23 protein-coding genes are annotated in these 21,564 nt (G+C 48.4%); 15 read left to right on the forward strand and 8 right to left on the reverse strand.

What is annotated here, in order from left to right; genetic code table 11:
* Positions 1–37: 37 nt before the first annotated feature.
* Positions 38–514, reverse strand: coding sequence for an SsrA-binding protein SmpB (gene smpB / locus B9Z35_RS05485; RefSeq protein WP_108282602.1), 477 nt, complete (start codon positions 512–514; stop codon positions 38–40).
* A gap of 47 nt (positions 515–561) precedes the next feature.
* Between smpB and B9Z35_RS05490 the strand changes: the two genes are divergently transcribed.
* From B9Z35_RS05490 to B9Z35_RS05500, 3 genes are read left to right on the forward strand one after another with little or no spacing between them, the layout of a single operon-like run.
* Positions 562–1,014 carry a type II toxin-antitoxin system RatA family toxin gene (locus B9Z35_RS05490; protein ID WP_108282603.1) on the forward strand — a complete coding sequence of 151 codons (453 nt, stop codon included), beginning with the start codon at positions 562–564 and terminating at the stop codon, positions 1,012–1,014.
* Positions 1,011–1,358, forward strand: coding sequence for an RnfH family protein (locus tag B9Z35_RS05495; RefSeq protein ID WP_233246474.1), 348 nt, complete (start codon positions 1,011–1,013; stop codon positions 1,356–1,358). Before B9Z35_RS05490 ends, B9Z35_RS05495 begins: the two co-directional genes overlap by 4 nt.
* Before the next feature lie 18 nt (positions 1,359–1,376).
* Complete coding sequence (locus tag B9Z35_RS05500) at positions 1,377–2,396, forward strand: DUF6352 family protein (protein ID WP_108282604.1); 1,020 nt, start codon at positions 1,377–1,379, stop codon at positions 2,394–2,396.
* A gap of 6 nt (positions 2,397–2,402) precedes the next feature.
* Here B9Z35_RS05500 and B9Z35_RS05505 read toward each other — a convergent pair whose 3' ends face one another.
* On the reverse strand, positions 2,403–3,698 hold the full coding sequence (locus B9Z35_RS05505; protein WP_108282605.1) for a TolC family protein: 1,296 nt from the start codon (positions 3,696–3,698) through the stop codon (positions 2,403–2,405).
* A 110-nt stretch (positions 3,699–3,808) separates the two neighbouring features.
* On the opposite strand from B9Z35_RS05505, the gene guaB reads away from it, so the two are divergent.
* The 4 genes from guaB (at position 3,809) to B9Z35_RS05525 (ending at position 9,201) form a co-directional block, all read left to right on the forward strand.
* The gene (gene guaB, locus B9Z35_RS05510; RefSeq protein WP_108282606.1) at positions 3,809–5,278 is read left to right on the forward strand and encodes an IMP dehydrogenase; all 1,470 of its coding nucleotides are present in this window, start codon (positions 3,809–3,811) and stop codon (positions 5,276–5,278) included.
* 102 nt (positions 5,279–5,380) lie between these two features.
* Positions 5,381–6,997 (forward strand): glutamine-hydrolyzing GMP synthase, encoded by a 1,617-nt coding sequence (guaA, locus tag B9Z35_RS05515; protein WP_108282607.1) that lies wholly within the window; start codon positions 5,381–5,383, stop codon positions 6,995–6,997.
* Between the two features lie 161 nt (positions 6,998–7,158).
* A complete protein-coding gene (locus tag B9Z35_RS05520) occupies positions 7,159–8,445 on the forward strand; it encodes a tyrosine-type recombinase/integrase (protein WP_108282608.1) in 1,287 nt (428 codons plus the stop codon).
* Positions 8,446–8,469: 24 nt separating this feature from the next.
* A complete protein-coding gene (locus tag B9Z35_RS05525) occupies positions 8,470–9,201 on the forward strand; it encodes a hypothetical protein (RefSeq protein WP_158268116.1) in 732 nt (243 codons plus the stop codon).
* 66 nt (positions 9,202–9,267) lie between these two features.
* On the opposite strand, the gene B9Z35_RS12865 is transcribed toward B9Z35_RS05525, so the two are convergent.
* Together B9Z35_RS12865 and B9Z35_RS05535 are read right to left on the reverse strand one after the other, a co-directional pair.
* Positions 9,268–9,756, reverse strand: a complete 489-nt coding sequence (locus B9Z35_RS12865) for a hypothetical protein (RefSeq protein ID WP_146178948.1) — start codon at positions 9,754–9,756, stop codon at positions 9,268–9,270.
* A 199-nt stretch (positions 9,757–9,955) separates the two neighbouring features.
* On the reverse strand, positions 9,956–10,393 hold the full coding sequence (locus B9Z35_RS05535) for a DUF6641 family protein (protein ID WP_108282611.1): 438 nt from the start codon (positions 10,391–10,393) through the stop codon (positions 9,956–9,958).
* A gap of 395 nt (positions 10,394–10,788) precedes the next feature.
* Between B9Z35_RS05535 and B9Z35_RS12870 the strand changes: the two genes are divergently transcribed.
* The 4 genes from B9Z35_RS12870 to B9Z35_RS05555 all read left to right on the forward strand — a co-directional run bounded on the left by B9Z35_RS12870 (position 10,789) and on the right by B9Z35_RS05555 (position 13,094).
* Entirely contained in the window at positions 10,789–11,079 is a 291-nt protein-coding gene (locus tag B9Z35_RS12870; protein WP_146178949.1) for a hypothetical protein, read from the forward strand.
* Between the two features lie 404 nt (positions 11,080–11,483).
* Positions 11,484–11,750: a hypothetical protein gene (locus tag B9Z35_RS05545; protein ID WP_108282613.1), complete on the forward strand. Its 267-nt coding sequence runs from the start codon at positions 11,484–11,486 to the stop codon at positions 11,748–11,750.
* Between the two features lie 8 nt (positions 11,751–11,758).
* Positions 11,759–12,115, forward strand: a complete 357-nt coding sequence (locus tag B9Z35_RS05550; protein WP_108282614.1) for a DUF6876 family protein — start codon at positions 11,759–11,761, stop codon at positions 12,113–12,115.
* Between the two features lie 406 nt (positions 12,116–12,521).
* Positions 12,522–13,094, forward strand: coding sequence for a site-specific integrase (locus B9Z35_RS05555; RefSeq protein WP_108282615.1), 573 nt, complete (start codon positions 12,522–12,524; stop codon positions 13,092–13,094).
* Positions 13,095–13,224: 130 nt separating this feature from the next.
* On the opposite strand, the gene B9Z35_RS12875 is transcribed toward B9Z35_RS05555, so the two are convergent.
* The 4 genes from B9Z35_RS12875 to B9Z35_RS05570 form a co-directional block, all read right to left on the reverse strand.
* A complete protein-coding gene (locus tag B9Z35_RS12875; RefSeq protein ID WP_146178950.1) occupies positions 13,225–13,752 on the reverse strand; it encodes a hypothetical protein in 528 nt (175 codons plus the stop codon).
* Between the two features lie 17 nt (positions 13,753–13,769).
* A complete protein-coding gene (locus B9Z35_RS05560) occupies positions 13,770–14,522 on the reverse strand; it encodes an AAA family ATPase (RefSeq protein WP_108282616.1) in 753 nt (250 codons plus the stop codon).
* Between the two features lie 156 nt (positions 14,523–14,678).
* Complete coding sequence (locus tag B9Z35_RS05565; protein WP_108282617.1) at positions 14,679–15,692, reverse strand: hypothetical protein; 1,014 nt, start codon at positions 15,690–15,692, stop codon at positions 14,679–14,681.
* Positions 15,693–15,752: 60 nt separating this feature from the next.
* Positions 15,753–16,025 (reverse strand): hypothetical protein, encoded by a 273-nt coding sequence (locus B9Z35_RS05570; protein ID WP_146178951.1) that lies wholly within the window; start codon positions 16,023–16,025, stop codon positions 15,753–15,755.
* 287 nt (positions 16,026–16,312) lie between these two features.
* Between B9Z35_RS05570 and B9Z35_RS05575 the strand changes: the two genes are divergently transcribed.
* From B9Z35_RS05575 to B9Z35_RS05590, 4 genes are read left to right on the forward strand one after another with little or no spacing between them, the layout of a single operon-like run.
* Positions 16,313–17,059 carry a hypothetical protein gene (locus B9Z35_RS05575; protein WP_108282619.1) on the forward strand — a complete coding sequence of 249 codons (747 nt, stop codon included), beginning with the start codon at positions 16,313–16,315 and terminating at the stop codon, positions 17,057–17,059.
* A gap of 30 nt (positions 17,060–17,089) precedes the next feature.
* Positions 17,090–19,051: an anti-phage ZorAB system protein ZorA gene (gene zorA / locus B9Z35_RS05580; RefSeq protein ID WP_108282620.1), complete on the forward strand. Its 1,962-nt coding sequence runs from the start codon at positions 17,090–17,092 to the stop codon at positions 19,049–19,051.
* Between the two features lie 6 nt (positions 19,052–19,057).
* Positions 19,058–19,759, forward strand: coding sequence for an OmpA family protein (locus tag B9Z35_RS05585; RefSeq protein WP_108282621.1), 702 nt, complete (start codon positions 19,058–19,060; stop codon positions 19,757–19,759).
* Entirely contained in the window at positions 19,759–21,564 is a 1,806-nt protein-coding gene (locus B9Z35_RS05590) for an EH signature domain-containing protein (RefSeq protein WP_108282622.1), read from the forward strand. The genes B9Z35_RS05585 and B9Z35_RS05590 overlap by 1 nt, the downstream gene beginning before the upstream one ends.

Genomic DNA, 21,564 nt, shown 5'->3' on the forward strand with positions numbered 1-21,564 from the left:
GAGAAAGAGTTGAGCGAGATCCGCTCAGACAAGTGAGTTAGCGGCTGCGCGACTTCATCGCACGCTCCACCTCGCGCTTGCCTTCGCGATCTTTGATGGTGTCGCGTTTGTCGTGCTCGGCCTTACCTTTGGCCAGCGCGATTTCACATTTGATTTTGCCGTTCTTCCAGTGCAGGTTGATAGGCACCAATGTGTGGCCTTTTTGTTCGACCTTGCCAATGAGACGTTTGATTTCGTCTTTTTTCAGCAGAAGCTTTTTCGTGCGCACGTTGTCGGGGTTGACATGGCTGGATGCTGTGTGCAGCGGGTTGATTTGGCAGCCAATCAAAAACAGCTCGCCATTGCGCACCACTACATAACCGTCGGTGAGTTGCACCTTGCCTTCGCGGGCAGACTTGACCTCCCAGCCTTCCAGCACCATGCCTGCCTCGAACTTTTCTTCGAAGAAATAGTTGTACGCCGCCTTTTTGTTGTCAGCGATGCGCGATTGAGTTGCAGGTTTTTTGGTAGCCATTTAGGTAATGTGGGGACGGTAGAGCTTCTTACAATGTGGACCATTCTATGAAAACCGTACACAAGTCCGTTCTTATTTGGTTCAGCGCTGAAGAAATGTTTGCGCTGGTCACCGATGTGGCCCGTTATCCTGAGTTTTTGCCTTGGTGCGACCGCGCCGGTGTGCTCGAAACACATGCCGATGGTGCCACCGCCCAAGTGGGCATGACCTTTGGTGGCTTTCACAAAAGCTTCACCACGCGCAACGTGCACATTGAAGGCCGCCAAGTCAAGCTAGAGCTGGTCGATGGGCCCTTCAAACATTTGGATGGCACGTGGGATTTTCACCCGCTACTCGCCCCCAACACCCAAGAGCCACAACGCGCTTGCCGCATTGAGCTGACCTTGAACTACGCATTTGAGAGCATGTTTGGCGCTTTGGTGGGTCCCGTGTTTGACAAAATCGCCGCGACCTTGGTGGATGCGTTTGTGAAGCGCGCAGAGCAGGTGTACGTCCCTTGACTGCCTTCTCCATCACCGTGATGTACTCGCCCGCACCCCGTGTGGTGCATGAGCGCGTGGTACCGCTCAGCGCGGGTGTGACGGTGCTGCAAGCCTTGCAGCAAAGCGGCTTGTTGGCTGAATGCCCCGAGATTGACCTCAGCCAACCCGAAGTCTTTACCGTGTGCATTTGGGGGAAGAAAACCAGCCCCGATCATGCGCTTCGCGACCTAGACCGCATAGAAATTTGCCGCGCACTCACCGTTGACCCAAAAGTGGCGCGGCGTGAGCGTTTCCAACAACAAGGCTCTAGCCGTGCGGGCTTGTTCTCCAAGCGCCGTGCAGGTGCTAAGCCTGGTTATTAATTCTTAATCGAGCACCCAATGACACCAAACCTTTGGCCCACGTGTGGCTATTCATTGCTGGCCCATAACGACACGGGCCATTTGGTGGTGACCGATGACTTTTTGCGTTTTCTTTTAGAGCGCCCTGAGCTGGCCCCTATCGCCACGTCATGTGCCGCCGAAGTGGCTTTGCATCACAGCTTGGTTGAGCAGCCACGTCGTGAAGTGACAGCGCAAGAAGTGGCTGAGCTGCAAGACAAAGATGCCGCCGATAACTACGCCGTGTGGCTGCGCTTTCGCCAGCGCATAACCACGCTGCCCACTTTAGAAGCCAGCTACATCGCCTTGTTCAAAGGTGAAGGTGTGGATGTGCCGCCGCTTTTGGTGCAGCACATCACGCACATTTTGCTGCGCCATGTGTTGGGCGAAGCGCCCACGGCCATGCAAGCCCGTGCGGCTGAGATGCTGATGCACACGCAAAAAGTGACTGTGCTCGAAGACGGCTCGGTGATGGCAGCTGATGACGAAACAGTGGAGCGCCACGCCACACAAAGCGGCTTTGGCTCAATTGGCGAGCTGCTCAAGCAAGGCGGCATCAAGCTGCGCAGCGTGGACTTGGATGTGCTGAATGACGACAACCAAGATGCCTATTGGCCCCGTAGCGAGAGTTTTGACTGGGTGGTGAGCCTTAACCGTGGTCAACCCGCGTTGAACGCGCTGTGCGAAGTGATGGCCAAGTGGGTGCAGCACTTCTTGGGGGTGCAGGTGCGCATCCAAACTGAGCGCGAAATCAACGACGAGCACTGGGTGTGGCATGTGGGCTTAGATGCCCAAGCCAGCGGTGTGTTGAATGACCTTTACCAAGGCAAAGAAGTGGATGCTGAGCGCATGGAACGTTTGCTGTGCCTCTTCAAGCTAGAGTTTGTTGAGCCCAACGACATGTTGGCCGACGTGCGTGGCAAGCCCGTGTATTTGGCGATGGCGGTGGATACCAATCAGCGTTTGAAGCTCAAGCCACAAAACTTGCTGCTCAATTTACCGCTGGCAAAGCGGTCGTAAAACCAGTTAACGGCCAATCGCGCGAATGCGCTCAATTTCTGCCCATGCACCTGCCAATTCAAACTGTGCGGTGATCAGTTCGTTGCGAGCAGCGCGAAACATGCGTTGTGCATCGAGCACTTCGAGGAAGCTTTTTTCACCCGCTTTGTAGCCCACTTCAGCAATACGAACAGCATCGGATGCTTGGCGCAGCAAACCACCTTCTAGCGCCACTGTTTGGGCATTGGCAATGTTGTATTGCTGATAGGCGGCCTCCAGAGATTGAATGAGCGAAAACTCTTGGTACGCCAATTCATTATCTGACTGAGAGAGTCTGGCTGCGGCTTCACCCACAGGGCCACCGCGCCAATCCCACAGGGGCAAGCTCATGGCGACACCGACGCGTTTGCTGCGGTAGTCGGGGTCTAGGTCTTGGTCTGCACGCAGGGCAATTTTGGGAAAGCGCAATGCTTTTTCTTCGCTAAGCTTGCGGTTATATTGTTGGCGTTCGGCACGGCTGCGCATCAACTCTGGGTTGTTGGCCAGAACTTCGGCACGGACTTGTTCAAAAGGTGGCGGAGGTGCAAATTTGTGTGGCTGTTCTGCGACGGCAAATGCTTCTGGTAGCTCAGGCCCCACCATAGCGCGGAGAGCACCACGCGATTGACGTACACGCAAAGCGGCGGACTCGGCCAACTTTTGAGCGTTCAGCATTTCTGCTTCTGCTTTGACCAGTTCGAAGCGGGCATCTTCCCCAGTTTGCACGCGAACCGAGATGCGTTTGTGCATGGCTTCAGCTGCTTTAGCGTCTTCAGCCGTGGCACGGTTTTCGTCTTGACGACGAATCAAGTCGTAGTAACGTAAACGAAGCTGTGCGCGCATATCTGAGCGAAACGATTGCTCTGCGGCCTGCGCTGCGCTGAAGCCAGCCAAAGCGCCATCCACGCGTGGAAAACGATGCCAAGGCATGTCCAGTTCTTGTGAAACACTGATAGTTTTCAAGGTGCCTGCATAGTTGCCATTACCGGGTGAGTTGGGGCGCGGTGTGCGTGTGCCATTCATCACCTCCACTTCAGGGTTAGGGAAAGTGCGGGCAGTGGCCACTGCGGCGTCAGCTGCTCTGACGGCATCAGCCGCGCCGCGTAAGGCTTTGCTTTGGCTGAACATCAAGTCTTCCAGCTCGGCCAGATTGAGGGTTGGCGTGGCAGATTGCGCCATGCTCATTGATGCAGCAGCTAAGCCAATAAGGGCAATAGCAATAATCTTTGTAGTCAGGCGTAGCAAGCAGGTCACCTCAGGTGATGTGTTGAAGGGCGGACGCATTGTCGTTCACCAAATTTTGCCTGAGCTGTGTGAAGTTATGTAACAGGAGGGGCTCTGTATACAAGCGCTTCTGGGGTGCTACGTACAATGCTGTTTTTGGAGCTATCAACATGCGCCTGCTTGGCAAAGCCCTCACCTTTGACGACGTTCTGCTCGTCCCCGCGTTCTCTGAAGTCCTGCCCAAGGACACATCCCTCGCAACGCAATTCACCCGCAACATTCGCCTGAACTTGCCCTTGGTCTCTGCGGCCATGGACACGGTCACCGAAGCGCGTTTGGCCATTGCCATTGCGCAAGAAGGCGGCATCGGCATCGTGCACAAAAACCTCACTGCGCAAGAGCAAGCCGCCCAAGTGGCCAAGGTCAAGCGCTACGAATCCGGTGTGCTGCGCGACCCTGTGGTCATCACCCCCGAAACTACCGTGCGTCAAGTCATGGCTCTCTCTGACGAGTTGGGCGTATCAGGGTTCCCCGTGTGTGACGGCGGCAAAGTGGTGGGTATTGTCACTGGCCGCGATTTGCGCTTTGAGACCCGCTACGACCAAAAAGTCAGCGAGATCATGACGCCTCAAAATCGACTTGTCACCGTGCCCGAAGGCACGACGCCTGAGCAAGCCAAAGCCTTGTTGAACAAACACAAGCTTGAGCGCTTGCTGGTGGTCAACGACGCCTTTGAGCTCAAAGGCCTGATCACCGTTAAAGACATCACCAAACAACTCAACTTCCCCAATGCGGCCCGTGATGCAGCAGGTAAGCTGCGCGTGGGCGCTGCCGTGGGTGTGGGCGAGGGTACCGAAGAACGCGTGGAGGCATTGTCCCGCGCCGGTGTAGATGCCATCGTGGTGGACACCGCGCACGGCCACAGCAAAGGCGTGATCGAGCGCGTGCGCTGGGTCAAGCAAAACTATCCGCACATCGAAGTGATTGGCGGCAACATTGCAACGGGCGCAGCGGCTTTGGCTTTGGTCGAGGCGGGCGCTGACGGCGTGAAAGTGGGTATTGGTCCAGGCTCCATCTGTACCACCCGCATCGTGGCGGGTGTGGGCGTGCCGCAAATCATGGCGGTGGACAGCGTGGCAACGGCTCTGAAGGGTACAGGCGTGCCACTGATTGCAGACGGCGGCATTCGCTACAGCGGCGACATTGCCAAAGCCATTGCCGCAGGCGCGGGCACGGTGATGATGGGCGGCATGTTTGCCGGTACCGAAGAAGCACCGGGCGAAGTGATTTTGTTCCAAGGCCGCAGCTACAAGAGCTACCGTGGGATGGGCTCCATCGGTGCCATGCAACAGGGCAGTGCAGACCGTTACTTCCAAGAGTCCAGCACGGGCAACCCCAATGCCGACAAACTGGTGCCCGAAGGCATCGAGGGCCGCGTGCCCTACAAAGGCTCTGTCGTATCCATCATTTACCAAATGGCGGGTGGCTTGCGTGCCAGCATGGGCTACTGCGGCTGCGCCACCATCGAGGCCATGCACAACGAAGCGCAGTTTGTGGAAATCACGGCGGCGGGCATTCGAGAAAGCCATGTGCATGATGTGCAAATTACCAAAGAAGCCCCTAACTATCGCGCAGAATAAGAGCTTTAAAAGCATTTAGCGTTAACAGTAAGCCACCCTTCGGGGTGGCTTTGTTTTTTGAGACAATAGCGGGCTAGGCCATTTGAAGGCCCTTTTTTATTTATGTCGCACCAAAAAATCCTCATCCTCGATTTCGGCTCTCAAGTCACCCAACTCATTGCCCGCCGCGTGCGCGAGGCTCATGTGTTCTGTGAAGTTCATCCTTGCGATGTGACCAGCGACTGGGTGCGTGAATACGCCAAAGACGGCAATCTGAAGGGCATCATCCTTTCAGGCAGCCACGCCAGCGTGTACGAGGTGGATGACCGTGCGCCTGACGCTGTGTTTGAGCTGGGGCTGCCCGTGCTGGGCATTTGTTACGGCATGCAAACCATGGCCAGCCAGTTGGGCGGCAAGGTCGAAGCGGGCACCACCCGCGAATTTGGTTACGCCGAAGTGCGAGCCCACGGCCACACCGAATTGCTCAAAGGCATTGAAGACTTCAACACGCCTGAAGGCCATGGCATGCTGAAAGTTTGGATGAGCCATGGCGACAAAGTGACCCAACTGCCTGAAGGCTTCAAGGTCATGGCATCGACACCCGCTTGCCCCATCGCCGGTATGGCGGATGAAACGCGCAAGTTCTACGCAGTGCAATTCCACCCCGAAGTCACGCACACGGTGCAAGGCCAAGCTTTGTTGAACCGCTTTGTGCTGGACATTTGCGGCACACGCCCTGACTGGATCATGGGCGACTACATCGAAGAAGCGGTGGCTGCCATTCGCAAACAAGTGGGCGACGAAGAAGTCATCTTGGGCCTGTCCGGCGGCGTGGATTCATCTGTGGCCGCAGCCCTTATTCACCGCGCCATTGGCGACAAACTCACCTGCGTGTTTGTGGACCACGGCCTGTTGCGCCTGAATGAAGGCGACATGGTGATGGACATGTTTGTGGGCAAGTTGCACGCCCATGTGATTCGCGTGGATGCGAGCGATTTGTTCTTAGGCAAATTGGCCGGCGTGAGCGAACCAGAGGCCAAACGCAAAATCATCGGTGGCTTGTTTGTGGACGTGTTCAAAGAACAAGCGGCCAAACTCAAGGCGGGCGACGGCGGCCACAAAGGCGCAACCTTCCTCGCACAAGGCACGATTTATCCTGACGTCATCGAGAGCGGCGGCGCAAAGAGCAAAAAAGCAGTCACCATCAAGAGCCACCACAACGTGGGCGGCTTGCCAGAGCAGTTGGGCTTGAAGCTCTTGGAGCCCTTGCGCGAATTGTTCAAAGACGAAGTGCGCGAACTCGGCGTGGCCTTAGGGCTACCCCACGACATGGTGTACCGCCACCCATTCCCAGGTCCAGGCTTGGGCGTGCGCATCTTGGGTGAAGTGAAGAAGGAATATGCCGACTTGCTGCGCCGTGCCGATGCCATCTTCATCGAAGAACTGCACAACTTCAAAGATGAAGCTACAGGCAAATCTTGGTACGCCTTGACCAGCCAAGCCTTCACCGTGTTCTTGCCTGTCAAGAGCGTTGGCGTGATGGGCGATGGCCGCACCTACGACTACGTGGTGGCATTGCGCGCTGTGCAAACCAGCGACTTCATGACGGCAGATTGGGCCGAGTTGCCTTATGCCTTGCTCAAGAAAGTGTCTGGCCGCATCATCAACGAGGTGCGTGGCATCAACCGCGTGACCTACGACGTTTCATCGAAGCCACCAGCGACGATTGAGTGGGAGTAGTAACAATCACGTAAGTTGTTGATTTTAAACGATTTACGAGTTACACAAAACTTTCACAACCCAATAAAATCTCGTTGATTTTGTTGGGTTTTGACATTACAGTTACACAAAGAGTTACACGAACGTGTAACTACTACAAACCGTAATGACTCAACCGCTCCATGGCGCTGAAAAAGACCAACTTCAAGGAAGACGAAGAAGCCATATTCGACAACGCTGTCATCTACAAGCGTGGCGAATACTGGCATATGCGTATGTGGCTCCCCAAAGAGCACAAGTACGCTCGTTTCAGCCTTAAAACGCGAAACAAGAGCACAGCCAAGGACAAGGCTGAACTCCACTATCACGAACTCAAAGTACTTGAGAAATCAGGCAAAACGTACTTCTCCCAAACAACAAAGATGGGAGTTGAGATGTACTTGGAGGAACGCAAGATTGATGTCGCCTCAGGCATCATCGTTAAGGGGCGTTTTTCAGTAATTCGCACACATCTAAACCACTGGCTGGATGTGATTGGCAAAGACACCAAGTTAAAAGAACTTGAACGGACAGACTGCGCCAACTATTTCTACGAGCGCACCAAGACCAAGAAAAGCATTCCTATCAGTCAAAGCACTGTTGAGAATGAACAGAGCACCGTTAACGCCATGATGAAGTGGCTTCACAAACGTGGTGAAACCTACATAGATTCGTTTGACTTCAAGAAATTAAAGCGCATTGATAAAGGCGCAGATGAGAACAGGCGCAGTTCATTCGAAGACCATGAAGTTGATGCGATCAAAACAGCCCTTGCTGAGTACATCGCAGACGCTGAAAAAGAGATCGATTTGACTGGCAACTACAGCAAAGCGGTCACGGGCTACTACCTTGGCTTCTCCTTAATCTCTGGATTGAGGCGAGGGGAGCAATTACAACTGCGCTGGTGCGATGTTGAAGATATGGAGCACCAAGAGGCACGTGCCACACCGTTTGATTTGATTCGAGTAACTGTTCGTGGTGAGACAAGTAAGGTTAGAAAAACGCGAAAACTTGTTGTCAAAGACTTTGGCTACTACGTTGGCTTGATGCGGTTGAAGCAAAAAGTGTCTGGCGAAAAAGTCAAAGAAAGAGACCTTAGGGCTTGGCTAGGTGAGCAATTGATGTTCACTACAACAGGCAAGTCACCAATTACACCTCGTGCGATTGGCTACCATTTTGACAAGGTGCTTGAAAAGGCTGGCATTACGCACTTGGATAGCCGTGATCTTGTTCCGTATAGTTTCAGGCATTACTTCATTACGCAACGTGTCAACAGTCATTTGCCGCCTCAAATCGTTGCTGAGATGTGCGGTACAAGCATCACGCAGATTGAGAAGACCTACTATCACACCACTGAAGCCAAGATGGTTAGCAATGCGCTGGCTGACTATGACTATGTGGATGGTGTTTTAGTGCCCAAGCTTAAATAATTTTGAAATTCGCAGGTGATGAATATGAAAAAACTTCTAATGATTGCGACCTTGATTCTTTCAAGCCTTGTGAACGCTAAACCGACCTCCCCACTTGGAACAATCACGCCAGTAATGGATGTAAAAGAAATACCGACATTTGTGTCCCGATTACCCCAGTGCCAAGGAAATGATCCTCAGAAGTGGGATGCTTGCGTCGGAGCTTTTGTTTTTCCTAACAAAAATTCCTATTACGGAGAGTGGAGGAGAGGTGAACGAGACGGAGTAGGGCAGTTGAAAGTTATGGCAAAGGGCGAGTCGAAGTCTGCTTTTATCGCTTCTGACATGCCAGCTATATATGTAGGTCAGTTCAAGCGTGGTCAATTAAACGGTCATGGTGTATGGACTGACCAGAACGGCAATCGCTATGAAGGCGAATTCAAAGACAACCTTTTAGTGTTCGAGAAAAAAGATGGAGCAACTGTATTTGGTGATGACTCAGACAAGTTCAAAAAGAAGTGCGAGTCGTATGGTCTCAAGTTCGGCACTGGTGAGTTCGCTCAATGTATGCTGAAGCTTGAGCAGATGGCTAATCAAAATCAGCAAAGAGATGCCGATAGAGATCACCAGAAAGAAGTCCAGCGTATTGCTAAAGAACCAACATCCATCGACTGGTTTAGATTGGCTAACGAGTTTGCTAAGCCTCCTCAATTTATGCCTGAACCCTGTGATGGTGGAATGCTATTGCCGCCGGGACAACGGTCTAACTGTAGGTAAGGCTTTAAAGAAACCGATCACATAATCGCAGAGCTCAGCGTGTAAGCAAATCAATTTCTGCTATGCCTATAAGCCCCGTCTTGACTGAGAAACTGTAACACGACGATTTTGAGGAATTACCCCCGTTTTTGCGTTGAAATTAGGGGTTTTGGCTGGCAAAGGTTGCTGTGCCGTTAGAGACGGCTTCACCGGTTGTATGGGTTGCTGTCGTTGAGAAATTGGTAATGCTGGCACTTGAGTGCGAGTCATGCCTACCTGCTTGGGCTTAACTTTAGGTTTTGCCTTCAAAGGTTTGCGAGGCTTTGATGGCGGCGTTGGAATCCTTGGCAATTTCACAGCTGCTACCTTCTTAGCAGGCGCTTTCACTTTAGGTATTACAGGTGCGGTCGCAGGACGTGACTTGGCATCTTGCGCTCTTGATACTGCGGGGGGACTTGATGACGAACTATCACTGGACTTGTTGTTCTGTTGCTTGATGGCTGACCAAACAGCATCACTGACCATCTTCCAAAGCTCAAGCTGAGCATCTGAGTTTGCGAATTCTTTAAGTCTCATCACGGTCTCCTTTTCTTTTATTTATCCGTGATGAGTCCTCAGAACTAAGTTCTTTGAATGCTTATGACGCAGCCATTGCCATACTGAGCTTCTAAAAGAACTTTGGCACGTCTGTGATCAAGGGCATGAACAGATGTCTCCATCTGCTCATAACCGTTGCCATGACGAATGCGTATGCGAGCAACGAAGTTGAGCAACATCACTTGCCAAAGCCTTCGCGAAGCTTGATGCTGGCTGCTTCGATTTGTGGATCCAACTCACCAGCATCGATAGCTTTCTTGATCACTGCTAGCGTGGGGATCAACTCGTTAATGGTCGCAACCTCAACGGCTGTTTTACCCTTAGCAAGTTCAACTACTCGTGCGCCATAACGCACATTCAATGCGACCTTACCGTTTTCAGTTGGAAACCACCAAGCGCGAACCTTTTTGGATACTTCAACGCATTGAGTATTGCCGTCGTCATCCTTAATTGTTTTCAAGCGCTTGGAAGTGAACGTGCTGCCCTCGGCTTCAGCTTTAGCAAGTTCAATTTGCTCTCCAATTTTCTTGCTCAGCTTTGTTCGACGGTGAATAGCTGGATTTGCGGCAGCACCTTTTTTGATAGCAGTCAGTTTGAGTGAGTTAAGTGCGGACATCAATATTTCCTTTATGTGTTGTTGACGTTCGCAACTTTATTTTCAGACCAACTGATTGAGCAACCAAGCCTCATAGGTGTCCCGCCAATCTGGACGGACACTCAGCAAAAGAACCAGATTTAAAGCTCCTTTTATTTGGTCTTCATAAATAGCTATACAAATATTTGGATAAACAGCTAGTGACGCAACTTCGCATACATCAATTGATAAGACACGCATTCACAGAAGATTTAAGTGAGTTAGCGGTGTTAACTATTCGCGCAGATGGAACCATCAAGAATGGGGCTTGCGTACGTCAATCCCCATGGTCTCAAAACGCGACAGGATCAATTCACTTGCTTGTTCACGCCCTAGATCGAACTATTTCTCACCTAAGCAGAGGCGAAAACAAAGACATGAAGTTCGTCGCATTTTTTGGTGGTGAGAAAGATAGCGGAGTCGCTGGACACTTTCACGCACTTCTTCAGTTCCCATCAAATGCTGACAAAGAAGCATTCGTAGAAAAATTCCAAAAATTATGGTCAATTAAGGTTTCAGATGCTCTCAAGACAACTCTAAAAACGAGTGTGTACGCTAAACCTATCAAAAGTCAGGAAGCCTATTCTGCTTACTGCTCTAGATATGAGGGCGCTACTTTCGGTGGTGGTTCCGAGAAAGTAGTTATGTCTCGCTCTTTGAAGTTCTAAAGAATTTCTCTCTAGCTGCTGAAGTGTCCCGACCACGGAATAAAGACAAGTAAGCATGCGAGAGGCGAGGCATAAAAAGATGGCGTTCAGTCGCTATCCTTTTCAGCGACAACTCAATAAAGTTTCAACAATTCAAAACCGACTAAATCATCATTCAAACTGATTACTAGGTGCTGAACAAAGCACAGAGCGAATGCGAAAGTGTTTTGTGAAAGCGCAAGCGAACAGCAAGTTCGCTCATACACCTACTGACAGATGGAGCACACAAATAAGATCAATCGATGCCCTACGCCTTGATGACCTCAGCTAATTCTTAGAAACCCGCCAAGACATCAGGACTCAGGTTGCTCATTTGTTCATTTGAAACAAAACTTTGTCCATACACACACTAATGGACGAATCAAATGAACGAAACAGAAATCAAAAAGTTAGCAGCGACATACACACGCGAAGAAGCTAGATCAAGGTTACAACATGTCGCAAATGAGTTAGTCAAAGCCAGCTTCAACATCGAGGAATACATTGAGCGATTTGACTCAGCGGAGAACGACGCACATAGGGCAAGGATCGTCAATTGGGCATTGAGCCACTTAGTTTGTAACATCCAAACTAATTTACGCATCGATCTGCTAGCTAACAGCCAAGCTGCTTTAGCCAACACAGGACTGTGAGCACAAGCATGACTAAGCTCACACAACAAGACCTGCTCCACTTCACAGGTACATCTGCCTACTATCGGATTTCAAAGAGGTTCCTGCTAACGGATGGCACCAAGTACTTGTGCGAACAAGCTGGTTGCTTTTGGTTAATGGATGCGGCGTCGAGCCACTTGCTTGAGATTGGAGTGGGTGATTGGTTTGTGCTTGTTCGATTGAAATGTGAACAAGAGCGAGCCACGCTCTACTTTGAGGATGGCAACGGGCACGAATATGCGCGACAAGAGATTGAGTACACGGACTTCCCGTTGAGTGAGATCACCTTGTACGCATGTTGGGATGGTGAGCACTGGGTACTGATGCTGCCCAGCGAGTACTAAGCTACGTTAAGGGGTGGGGTTAGATTAAAACCACCATGATCTAGATCTCGTACCCCTAAAAAAATAGCAGCGCAGATTTTTACGGGCAGCTATGTCGGTCTGGGCTCCACTAAGTTACGCCGCATTAAAAGCCCTACAGCGCAAAATCTTCCTTGTGGGCTGGCTTGGGTAGCTGGGCGCACTAACTTTAGCTTGTAGGGCTTGTTTATAAGTAGGCACAAGATCGTGGCATCTGCGCCACGAAGTTGGCTAAATACAAAACCAAATAAAACAGCGATTTCATTTGGTTGCGGCATAAGTCGTTGATCTATAAAGCCCGAGGGAATGGACGGATTTCGGTTGCTCAAACCGTACCAATGAAAACAAACTGTTGCTCTGTATTTATTACTTTTTAGGAGAGCAACAGATGGGCAAGGCAAAAACTTTTACAAGCGCGGAACTGCGTCGCGTTTTCGATTACCTCGCAACCCGACAGCACGCCATTCGCAATCGCGCGATGGTCTGCGTGTCGCACATGGGTGGGTTGCGAGTTGGTGAGATCGCAAAACTAACATGGGGTGATGTGATCGGAACAGATGGTCGTGTGAAGGATGAGATACGCCTCAAGGCCGAGCAGACCAAGGGGCGGCATCCACGCATCGTGTTCATCAGTCCCAAGTTGAAGAAGGAACTGGAAGCCTACGTCGCATCAGTCAAAGCTAGACCAAGTGATTGGGCGTTCTTCTACTCACAGAAGAAGCCGCAGCGGGGCTTCACGCCAAACACTTTGGCGCAGTACTTCTTGAGCATGTACAAGAACGCGGGCATTGATGGTGCGTCAAGTCACTCGGGCCGCAGATCATTCGCAACGAATATCAGTTCAACTGGCACCAGTGTTCGTGTGTTGATGCGACTGCTCGGTCACCAAAACATTTCGACAACTATTGGTTATGTAGACGCATCCGATGAGATGCTGCGTAAGGCTGTTACGTTGGCATAAAAAGAAAAACTCGTAAGCCAACTCCTTGGCTTACAAGTGTTAATGCTTTTGATGATCATAGGAACATCTCAACTACAGCTGTCTACATCGATGCCAATGATGACATGCTAAGGCGGGAGGTTGAGTTGGCTTAATTCTCTTTGGTTCCAAGTAAATAATACTCAGGGAACTCGCTGGATTTAACTCTGTTCATAATCTCAGCTCTGCTTAATTGATAAAAATCCATACAAGCAGATATTGACTTAAAAACACCATTTGGAGTAGCTACTTTTTTGGCATTTCTAGATGATTTTGCCGCAGTAGATTTCCTGTTTAATGGTGGAGATAAAAAATCAAATCCGACCTTTCCATCTCTAATCCAATTTCTTATATACCGACCGTTTACTCCGTAGTGTTCCCCTGCGGCTTTTAGAGTTTCAAAGACGCCAGCTGGTGTTTGGACTCGACGAGCCATGGCATGTTCACCACCATGTGGCGCTTTGAATATTCCATTTCTTCTGTGCTTTAATATTCCTTCACTCATTCGCTTTCTAACTTCATCACTAAATACTTTTCCTTTATTGCTTGGAAAAAGGCTTGTATGCTGTTTTTTGTAACTCCACTTACTGAATTCATCCCATTCAACTTTTTTTCCATTAGCCAAAGTTACGTATTCCATTTTTTATCTCCTCTGATTTAGTTCTTGACCAAGCCATCGTTAGCAAGCGATTTCCAATTGACGGGATCAACTTGAATCAACATCGCTAACTTGAGTGCCACACGCAAACTCACTGTGTACATGTTTGAAATGTTTTCTTCCATGTACGAGAGCAATTCTGTTTTTTGAGCTTCTGAAAAATTAAATTGTTTTAGCAAGTCCCTCTTAAAAACCATAAAGCAAACTTGTTTGAATAGACTTTCATTTGATCGGTCTGAAATTGAAATAGAAAAACTCCGATCTTTAAGCGCATTCAAGTGCGCTCCAATACTGTTATTTTTGACTTCAAAACCAATATTTGAAATTAGAATAACTCCACCTGAATAGTCGAAAGTTCCGGGTATTCCAAGCGCTCCAAGTAAATGTGTTGACGATGACCAGCTGATACTTCGTACCTGCTTTGTATCCATTGCCGCTTTCAAAATGTTCACACCTTCAAGCTTTTTGAACACTGAGTCAATATCGTCCAACACTAATATCTTTCCCTTTTCCTTGTTTTTGTATAGATGCCCGTAAAGGCTTAGTGCTGTCATCTGTCCAGTAATCATCTTGTAATTGCTTCCCGCATATTTTTTAAGATAAGTTTCAACAGAGTGTGTTTTCCCTACACCAGGGGGACCGTTGACAATGAGACTTTTAAAATCGCCCTTACTCATTTTCTCGATATATGACTCTGTACTTGCGTAACGTGCTTCTAAGTCGCTGTAGTCAATGTTTGCGTAGTCGATCATGTTTAAATGCCTTTCTGGTTAGGTATGAAATCACCGCGATTTCATGAGATCAATTATTCCAATTTGTCCTGTTTTACGATGCCCGTATCTTTATATGTGGCAATTACTTGTTAAGATAACTGACCTTAAATCATCACTTAAGTGACGCTTTGCGACCTATGCCATGCCTCTATCCAAATCCATTGAAGCGGCCATGCGTTCTTGCCATTGCGAGTGACTTTTCTCAGCGGCGTCAGCCTCTTTGTCGCTGAGGTAGTTGTACAAGTCACCAGCCCAAACGTGCTCTTCAACTTTCTCCAGCTCTTCTTCCCAATCAAGCACGCCGTTGTAGATGTGCTTGGCTAGCCTGTTGATCACCATATGCTCGAAGTCAATGCCGGGCGGGATGAAGAAGCAAACACGAATATCCGCAATGTGGCTGCCTCGGTCAAAGCGCCTCACGCCTCTACCAACCAAGAAGAGGAGGTCACTTCCTGCGTGAACCTTCTTTTCAGCTTTCCAAGCTGGCATCTCAAATGAAGCAACTGGCTGTGCTTCAAATATATCCATCATCCGAAGTATCAGGATGCGAGCGCGATTGATCAGTGCTTCACGACTCATTCCAATCTTTGCCCGTTGTTGATACTGCTGAGATGCCTTACTGATTGAAGTGCGTTTTAGCCATTCAAGAAAATCCTTCGCGGTGACTTCTTGTAAGCAAGCCTCCAGCAACGCATTTCCATAATCATTTACAAGTTTCGGTTTGATCGTTGCGCCGTAGACGTATCGAATCACTAGACTGATTTCGGTGCTATTGCTTTGGATGCGGATGTCTTGATCAAGTAGGTGGCCTCGAAGTGTGGAGTAGAAGTTGCCAGAGTGTTCGCTGTTCTCTATGTCAATGTATGTGGCATAAATGCCAGAAAGACTTGTGTACAAGCTATCCCTGTACTTGATCTGCGACTTGATGACACCTGACTTTATTTTCTTGAGCTTGTCGGATTGCTTCTTGATGAAGTCCGTTACTTCTGCCTCTTGCTTGTCAATTACGGCCTTGCGCTTTTTGGCCGCAGGACTTAATTGAATTTGCTTGCCCTTTGAATGTATTGGAAGCGTTATGACGTTGCCGGTAGTATCTTTAACAATACTTTTTCTTTTCAGTTCATTTGCTATCGCTGTTGCTTGACTCATTTTTTACCTCTATAAAAAGATAATGAGCGCCACCTCATAAATGACGCTCATAGAATTAAGTTAGACCAATTTTTTGAATACTTGACTTATTTCCAGCGCAAGTTGTTCAGCAAATTCAACTCTGGCTTCCCACTCGTCGGTGGTTTCATAGTCAATAGTGTGAACTTCATCCCCCATTAATTGAACACTCCAGCAACCGTTGTAGCTTGATTTAGAGAGGACTTTAATAGCCTTATGAGCTAAAGCAACAGGTACGTCCATGACATTGAAGTAGTGAACGTAGCAAGAGTGGCTAAAAATCGCCATTGGATTTTTTGTAAACGTAACTGACATAAGAATCTCCATTTTTTAGTAACTAAACCCGTTACCGATGGGTAAGAAATCACTGCGATCTCATGGGTTTAATTATTTCAATTTGATGCTTTTCCCGAACTAGATAACTTTATTAGAGACAATTACTTGTTAAGAAAAATGAGGGCAAAGTGTCACTTAAGTGAGGGTTCTAACGAGTAGGGCAGGGGTTGATACCAGAGTCGACAGCTAAAAGGTCATCAAAACTAGTGATTTCAAGCCTGCCACTGCTATCATGAGCACTTAGACGATCAATTAGCTGTTAAGAAATGGCCACCTTCTTCCTTGCTCCATATCCAACCTTCGGAACTGCGAAGAACCGCAAGTCCGAGGCATTCCAGAAGCGGAGCCCCTACTTCTGGTGGTGGGAGTACTTGCGGCGCAATCAAGACTACCTAGACTGCTGTGCCAACGGGGGCAGTGGACGACTAGCTGAGCTATATAAAGACTTCGGAGATGTCCGTGACAAAGAGTTCCGTGTCTGGTGGCAAGAAGATCGTCGTGGCTCAAGACTGTTTGGTGAACGGCAACTTGACGTCAAGTTCCATGAGATCGACTCTGCCGCTGACTGGAATGCTGGCTGGACAAAAGACAAGGTGATGGTTGTCGCGTTCCCTTTAACAGTGGGCAAGCGCAGACTGATGGGTGACATTCGAAAGTTGTTAGATAAGCGTCACACAGGCAAGCAGGGAAGGCCAGCACTTGCGAAGGTTGAAAGCACAGCGAAGTACAAGCTATCAAGGAACTACACGACAGCCAACCTTGAGACCGCTCTAAATGTTTATGACATATGGGTCGCAAACAGCGCGAAGCCTAAAACAGAGCAGACCAAGCAGTGGGAAATCGGGGTGGAACTCAAGCTAAACAAGCTAGCGATCAAGGATGCCTACTCAGGACTAAAGCAAGACCGTGCTGTGAGCCGTAATCTACTTGGAGCTCTTGTGAAGCGTTATCTGACGCAAGCCCAAAAAACAATCAAGAGCCTTGAAGAGGGCGTCTTTCCTGTCATTAAATAATTCAATAAAAACGGTCTATCGGAGAATTAAATGAGCCCTACAGAACTGGCTGTTTTTAGCGTAATCGCAATCCTTGTAATTTCATTCTTTGTGAAGTTTGTAGCTCCTTCAAGAGCGGTACAGAAGTCCCTACGCGAGGCGGTTTCAAGGCTTGAGCAAACAGAACCAAATTCAACGCCTCAAAAGGTATCTGAGATTTTTTCTTCCGACAAAACACTTCTTGGACTGTGGAAGGAGTTCGCGAAGACGCTTCATGAGCAAAGGGAATTACGAAATGGAGAGCTTCAGACGACGGCTGTGTTTTCGACTGTTACTGCTGATGCTTACTTCAATCCTGAAACGGTCTTTGAGGGACCAATCAACAGCGAGTTCTTCAAGCATCTTCCCGGCGTACTGACTGGGTGCGGAATTATTGGTACATTTTTTGGCTTGATTATTGGTTTACACAGTTTTGCTTCGATCCAGCTAGGTAACTCACAAGCGACACAGCAAGGACTTCAGCTACTGATGGACTCAGTTAGCGGAGCTTTTACGGTTTCAACAGCAGCGATCATTTCAGCGATGGTGATCACGGTAATTGAGAAGTATCTAGTCAAGTCGCTAACTGCTGATGTTCAGAATTTGGTACAGGCGATTGACCAGCTTTACGACGCAGGTGCTAGCGAAGACTATCTCGCTAGGCTGGTGAAGGCTTCAGAGGATTCATCCGCGCAAACGCGAGTTTTAAAAGACGCACTTGTACAGGAGTTAGGTGATTTATTGCGTGAGCTGACTGCCGCACAGATCAAGGCTTCGTCTGAGAACACCGGCGCCTTAGGTGCTTCTATTGGCCAAAGCATCAAAGATAGTCTTCAAGGACCAATGGAGACAGTGGCTGAAATCGTTAAAGGTGCTAGTGGTGATCAATCCGCGACTGCCTCCAAGCTTCTCCAAGAGGTAATGACGAGCTTTAGTCAAAAACTTAGCGACCTTTTTGGAAGTCAAATCTCAGATATCAACAGACTTAATCAAGAAACCTCCGTCAGCATTAAAGAAGCTATGGGGGAAATTCAGAAGCTTGTTTCGTCTCTTGAGAACTCAGGTCAAAAGGCCGCTGAGCAAATGTCAGAAAAGATGTTCGTCGCGCTTGAAAAGATGTCCGCTAAACAAGAGGCTATTGACGGACAGACTGCGGCTTTTGTGAATGAGCTTAAGAAAATTGTGACCGAAGGACAAGCTGAGGCTCAGCAAAAGATGATCGAAACCATGTCGGCGATGTCAGAGCAAATCACTAAGCTAACGGGAAAGATGGGCGAAGAACAAAACGCTATTCATGAGAAGAGCCAGAACCGTGAAAAGGAAATGTCTGATCGTGCTCAAAACATTGTTTCAGGCATGACTGACAGTGTTAAGTCAGCAGTGGAAGAAATTGCCAAGGCGTCTATAACCATGTCTGACAGTGTTGCCACGCTCAGCCGAACAACAACTTCTGCTATTGATCGGATGAACGGAGGAGCTGAATTAATCGCAAATGCTTCACAAGAATTTAGTGAAGCAGGAAAATCTGTAAGTGGCGTCCTGAATCAATCATCGTCCTTAGTTGATCGAATCACATCTTCAAGTAGAAGCATTGAAAACAGCACTAATGCCCTCGAAGAATCGTTGAGAGACTACAAATTACAACGATCAAGCATCTCTGAAATGCTCACAGAAATTCGGAACACGGTTGAGCTTGCGAAGAAAGAAGCAGGACTTACAGCTGACGTACTTTCAAAATTGGATAAAGCGACATCTCAGTTGGGTCAAGCTGAGTTGGCAGCTGAAGCTTATCTAGCCAACGTGAGCAAAGTTTTAGCAGAGTCTCATGAGAGTTTTACTCGCGAGATGAACAACTCAGTCAATACATCTAATCGTGAGTTCCACAACCACCTGAAGACGGCAGTAGATTTGCTTGCGACAACTATCGGTGATCTTGAAGCTTCGCTTGGTAGCGTCATCGGCAAAAAAGGCTAATAGATAATGGCCTCTAAACATTCCCACAGAAAGCGATCCAAGGACGATGGCGAAAAGCCATTTTGGATTTCATTCTCCGATCTGATGACTGCCATGATGGTCATGTTTTTGGTTGTTATGGCTGTAGCCCTGCTAGCAGTCACTTCACCAAGTGAGAAGCGACAGGAAGAAATCGAAGACTGGGTCAAGCAGTTGGAACAGAAGTTAAAGTCTGACTTTCCCGGTGTGAACTACCAAAGAAACAGAAATGTTATTGACTTCGGTAGTCAAGCAAACTTCAAGTTCGGCAAGCCAGACTTTGAGGGCTCCCCTGAAGAGCTACAAAGAAAAGAGGATTCGCTTCGAAAGTTTGTACCTGAACTACTAACCTTAGCGAATGGCGACTTAGGCAAAAAAGTTATCAAGCGTGTTGTCGTTGAAGGCTACACAGATAAAGCTGGAACATATCTATCAAACCTGGATCTAAGCTTGAGGAGAAGCGAGCGTGTGTTGTGCGTTCTGCTTGCCGAATCTGTTAGTACAAAACTCAGTGAAACCCATAAAAAGCAAGTCCGTGAATTGTTTTTGGTTGGTGGCTACTCGTTTAACAACGAAAAGAGTAGCGCTGAGGAAAGTAGGCGAGTCGAGATGCGTATCGAATTCTTAGGACCATTTGAAAGCCGCACACCAGCTCCATCTAACGTTGAATTTGGAAAGTGCCCAATTTAATGGACGCACTTCAAAGCCTAAGGAGCGCACTTGCTAACGCTAATTCTTCGGCGTTAGCAAGGACACCTTTGCCTGTTGATCTTCAACCAACGATCAGACTGCTGCGCTCAAAGGTGAACTCGGCTTCTCAATCGACAGAGCCAAAAGATCGAGTACTGAATGCTGTAAATTCATTCTGGAGTGACTCACGCACTGAAGACCTACAAACCGCTCGATACGTATCGTTTGGCCTCGCGATGCCAACAAGGTTCAATAGCCAATCCTTGTTTGATGACCATCAACGGTTCTCAGCTTTCTTAAACGAAGAAATTGGTATTGGGCAATGGAAGAACAAGCCATCTTGGTTTCGCCGCGTACTTCAAGGACTTGTCGCAAGTTATTTTTCATTTGATCCCGATTCTGCTTTTGCCACTGAAATTCAAACTAAGAACTGGAAATCCCTGAGAGATTACATCTCTCAAAATCTTGATCTTGCTAAGGGTGTATCGAATCCAGACTGGCTAAATTGCTGCCTTGATCACCGTTCACTATTTTCAGACTCGCCGGGAGATGACTTTGTTGATCTCGTGCTGAAGGGTGAGACTGAAAAATTAGAGATAGTCTTAGACCTCCTGAGAGCGAAAGAGTCTTGGCTTCCTCGCGAGTTGATACTTTCACAAGTCAAAAAGATCACAAGCTTTGATGATGCGCGGTTCATGGGCTTCGTAACGCCCATGTTGTCTGCGATTGCTCCCCATCGATCGATTCAAAACAAAGCGATTGCGTTACTGGTAAATAGATACGCTCGAATCGCAAACGCTCCAATAAATACAGATCTAAAAGAGATCACTGTCACACGCTGGGACAACCCTTGGCTTACTGGGTCTCAAAAGAAATGGCCTAACGAAGTAACTGACGAAGGACGTGCGCTAATTGCTGATTGGTTGAAGAGTGAGTTCATAGAAGCGTTCTTCACAAAAATGGCTGAGGATGGAGATACAGATCGTCGCCGTTTAGATTTTTGGATGAAGTATCGAAAGCATATGAACCACGTTCACTTTGCTTTAGGAACTGGAATCGTTGAGTCAACAGATCCCGATTTAATCTTCCTGAAAAACAAGATGAAGGGACTGATATCTCACATTCGCAGTAAGCGTGTTAATGCCTTCATCATGTATCTCGGAGATGTCATTGCTGTTGAATTTAGCCAGATGGGAAATGCGTTGTACTTCTACGACGCGACTAGTGGTGCGCCGTTTGATCTGAAAAGCTCACTTGGGCTAACTGTTGACGTAGGAAATTCATTAAAAAATTCGTCAGGATTGAGATTTAGTCACCAAGACGCCGTTAACGGATTTTCTAAGTGGGAGTCTGCTTGCTTCTCTTTCATGGCAACAAAGTTCGGCATACATCCCGATACAGCACCAGACAAAAATAGAAAACCATTTGTAGCCGCTGAGGCTGTATTTAGATACACACCTGCTAAACCTGTTGAAGAGATTCGTTCGACTTATAGGGCTTCGCCAAATGCGACAGCCTCTGCCGAAGAGCTGAAAATTCCAGTTTTTACAGCAACAAATAAACCTGTTCCTCCTCCAATAAACGTGGTGTCTGGAGTTACTAGCTGGTCTGAGCTTTACAACCACCCCTTCAGCGAACGACTCCTATCATCAACTTGTTCAGCGTTTGGGTTTGACATCCAAGACAAGCGTAGTCAGGGTGGTGCTCTTTGGGTCAAGATTGGAAACAGTAACTCTGAAAGAAATCGAGTCTTTATCAATTGGGGCTTTAAATACAAAGCCGACAAAGGCTGGTGGAAAAACTAA

The organism is Limnohabitans sp. Jir61, from assembly GCF_003063545.1.
Taxonomy (GTDB): Bacteria; Pseudomonadota; Gammaproteobacteria; order Burkholderiales; family Burkholderiaceae_C; genus Limnohabitans.